We start from the raw sequence: 4,042 nt of genomic DNA on the forward strand, positions 1-4,042 counted from the left end.
AGAAAAACAAGCTTTTAGCGCCAATAAAAAGCGGCTCATTTCCCCGCCAGAGGCAATTTCCGTTAAAGGTTGTAGTGGTTCTCCAGGGTTGGGACTAAACATAAAGGTAATTTTATCTGCTCCCATAGCAGTTGGGGGAGCAGGCACTATCTCAACCTGAAACTTCACTTTTTCCATCGCTAGGGGCTTGAGTTCAGCGATCAAACGTGATTCTAAATTAGCAGCCGTCTTACTCCGTAGTTGAGTTAACTGATTACTTGCTTGGGTGAGTTTCTCAAAACACGCCTTTTCTTGCTGTTCTAAATTTTCGATAGATTGTTCGCTGTCGTTAAGTTGAGCTAATTCCCCTTGGATACGTTGGTAATAGGCGATCGCTTCTTTTAGTGTCGGCCCATACTTGCGGCAAATTTGCTTTAATTCCTGAATCCGTTCTTCCACCTCTTCCAATCGGTGCGGATCGGCTTCCAATCCATCCCCATAGGCATTAATCTGCCTTCCCACTTCCATTACCGCAGCTTGCGCGTCCCTCACCAATTCTAATAGGGGTTGTAGTTGGGTATCATATTCCACCATGTCATTTAATATCGCCTCACTATCTCCCAATAAATCTGCGGCGGCTGGAGTTTCATGATCGTTCTGATACAAAGCCTGATAAACCTTGTAACTCATTTGTTGCAAATCAACGACATGATTTAGGCGTTCTTGTTCTTGTCCCAACTGTTCCAATTCATCAGGTTCGCTGAGATTGGCTGTTCCCAATTCTTGCACTTGATAAGTGAGCAAGTCGAGTTGTTGCAACCGTTCCCGTTCTGATGTCCGGCGTTTTTCTAGTGCTAAATTCGCCTGTTGGTAAGCACTGAAACTCGTGGCGACTTTATGACGCTGCTGCATCAGAGAGTCACCGCCATATAAATCCAACCAATCGCGGACTTGGGCAGATTGTCCCACTTGTACAGTTTGACCTTGGGCGGTGATTTCCACCAAGCGATCGCGCATTCCTCCCATAATCTGCCGATTTACCAACACGCCATTCACCCGCGATCGACTGCGGATATTACTAGCAGTAGCTGTGATTTCTCGGCTAATGACTACGGAGTTTTCATCAAGCAAATCTATTTCTTGTTCGGTTAACCAAGCGGCTAGGGGGGCGTTTGAGGTGAAAGTTGCTTCTACCATCGCCCGACTTGTCCCCGTGCGAATGACTCGACTAGAGACTTTACCGCCCAAAGCAGCATCAATGGCATCCAAGATAATCGATTTTCCCGCGCCGGTTTCACCTGTTAACACATTTAATCCCGCGCCAAATTCCAATTCCAGTTGGTCAATTAGGGCAAAGTTTTCTATTCGCAGGCAAAGCAACATCAAGCCAAATTCTCCATGAGGGCAGATGCCAGATACTTCTAACTTACAAGACAATAAGTATGATATTTCAGCAACTAGCAATACCTACTACTATTGAACTAGTATGCCCATCTAAGTGTAGCAGACCAGTGGGGACTGGGGACTGGAGAGAAAAGATTATTATTTCGACCTCTGAACTCGGAACTTCGACCTCTGAACTCGGAACTTCGACCTCTGAACTCGGAACTTCGACCTCTGAACTCGGAACTTCGACCTTTGAACTCGGAACTTCGACCTTTGAACTCGGAACTTCGACCTCTGAACTCGGAACTTCGACCTTTGAACTCGGAACTTCGACCTCTGAACTCGGAACTCTACCTTAGAACTTCCTATCCCCAATCCCCAATCCCTCAACATATTGTTACAATACTTAATGTGATCGTTCTGACTGGTGGCTTTCTTCATGATTGTTAAGACACTTCCCCCTAGTTCCCGACCGATTCAGGAGGACAGTCGCAACGGCACAAATCGCCGAGGCGAACTGGACGTTATTGATGTAGTGCCAGAAGATGGTACACCAAGCTTAGTTGTGCAATCACCAAGACTCTTAGCAGCCCAAAAGGTGAGGACAACAGCCCAACCTGAGACGCTTTACGATCCCGTGGGCATAGCAGCGCATTATCAAAACAGAAAAGTGCAAGTTCTACGGCGGATTTTCGCCGTGTTGGGGCCAGCTCTATCCTTTGCTTTTGGGTTGTGGTCGGATAGTAAACGGGGAATTGTCGTCAAAAATGATCGCCGCCGAGCCACTCAGCTAAGAGTATTGCTGACCCAATTAGGGCCTGCTTACATCAAAATTGGACAAGCTTTGTCCACCAGACCGGATTTGGTTCCTCCCGTATACCTAGAAGAATTAACTAAGCTACAAGACCAATTACCACCGTTTCCCAACGAAATTGCTTACCAGTTTATCAAAGAAGAATTAGGCGCACCTCCAGAAGAGGTTTACGCCGAACTCTCGGCACAGCCAATTGCTGCGGCTTCATTGGGGCAAGTGTATAAAGGTAAGCTAAAAACTGGTGAAGAAGTCGCTGTTAAAGTTCAACGCCCCGACTTAAGAGAGGGAATCACGATTGATTTGTATATTTTGCGTAACCTCGCCGCTTGGGTGCAGAAAAAGGTCAAACGGGTAAGAAGTGACTTAGTTGGGATTCTCGATGAATTAGGCGATCGCATTTTTGAAGAGATGGATTACATCCATGAAGGCGAAAATGCCGAGCGATTTTTCGAGTTATATGGTCATATAAAAGACGTATATGTACCGAAAATTTACTGGGAATATACCAATCGCCGCGTCTTGACGATGGAGTGGATTAACGGCACTAAATTAACCCAGACAGAAGAAATTAGCGCCCAAGGTATAGATGCTCGTTATTTAATTGAAGTGGGTGTGCAGTGTTCCCTGCGCCAGTTGCTAGAACATGGATTTTTCCATGCAGATCCCCACCCTGGTAATTTGTTAGCGACAACCGATGGTAAATTAGCTTATCTCGACTTTGGGATGATGAGCGAGATTAAGCCAGCACAGCGTTATGGATTGATTGAAGCGATCGTCCACGTCGTCAACCGCGACTTTGAAGGATTAGCAAAAGACTACGTTAAATTAGATTTCTTATCACCAGAAACCGATTTAACACCAATTATCCCAGCTTTTGCGAGAGTCTTTGCTGATGCCCAAGGAGCCAGCGTTGCCGAACTTAACATTAAAAGCATTACCGATGAACTATCGGCTTTGATGTATGAGTATCCTTTCCGCGTACCACCCTACTACGCCTTAATTATTCGCTCCCTAGTAACGCTTGAAGGTATTGCAATATATATAGATCCCAACTTTAAAGTTCTCAGCGAAGCTTATCCCTACGTTTCTAAACGCCTGTTAACCGATCCAGCACCGCAATTAAGAGCATCATTGCAAGATTTGCTCTTTAAAGATGGCAGATTCCGTTGGAACCGCTTAGAAAACTTGTTAAAAAATGCGCGTAATAGTCAAGACTACGACTTTAATTTAGTGCTGAATCAGGGGATAGAATTTCTATCATCTGAACGCGGTGCTTTCATTCGTGACAAGCTAGTAGATGAATCTGTTAACGGACTTGATGCTTTAGGTAAAAATGTTTTGCATAACTTCACCTATTTGCTGCGGGAACGGGTAGGGTTGACAGCAGTTAATGAAACTCCGGCGGCGACAGTTGAGCAACAACAAACCTTGGAGCATATCAAACGTATATTAGGTATTCTCCGAGAAACACGAGGCTTTGATCCAATAAAACTTGCGCCCCAAATTGCCCAGTTATTGGTAAATTCAGATGTACAGCGTTTGGGTCAACAAATTGCCAACCGCTTCACACAAAAAGCTGTAGCCAGGTTAATTCGGCAATTATTGGCATCGTAGTAAGAGTTATGAGTTGAAGAAGAATGCAAAATTTAGCAATCTTGACGCTCTGTACGAGACCCTGTGCAAACGGAGACTCGAAAAGGTTGCGCTATCCACATAGTTGCACATAATTAAATTCTAGACATCTCCGAAAACTATCAAAGCTTTGCTGTAGCTAGCTTATAAGATGCCGATGCAAACATCAAAAACTAGCTAATCAATACGATAAAATAGGAATTTGAGATACTTGCTGATAATAACAAGGCA

3 protein-coding genes are annotated in these 4,042 nt (G+C 44.7%); 2 read left to right on the forward strand and 1 reads right to left on the reverse strand.

The annotated features are described in order from the left end of the window. On the reverse strand, positions 1–1,362 hold a 1,362-nt coding region (gene recN, locus LC574_RS29585), incomplete at its 3' end, for a DNA repair protein RecN (protein ID WP_229457186.1). Between the two features lie 255 nt (positions 1,363–1,617). On the opposite strand from recN, the gene LC574_RS29590 reads away from it, so the two are divergent. Both LC574_RS29590 and LC574_RS29595 read left to right on the forward strand, forming a co-directional pair. After that, positions 1,618–1,815: a hypothetical protein gene (locus tag LC574_RS29590; protein WP_229457184.1), complete on the forward strand. Its 198-nt coding sequence runs from the start codon at positions 1,618–1,620 to the stop codon at positions 1,813–1,815. Next, a complete protein-coding gene (locus LC574_RS29595) occupies positions 1,805–3,793 on the forward strand; it encodes an AarF/ABC1/UbiB kinase family protein (RefSeq protein WP_229457185.1) in 1,989 nt (662 codons plus the stop codon). The genes LC574_RS29590 and LC574_RS29595 overlap by 11 nt, the downstream gene beginning before the upstream one ends. Positions 3,794–4,042: the final 249 nt, after the last annotated feature.

This window comes from Nostoc sp. CHAB 5715, assembly GCF_020829685.1.
Lineage (GTDB): Bacteria > Cyanobacteriota > Cyanobacteriia > Cyanobacteriales > Nostocaceae > Nostoc.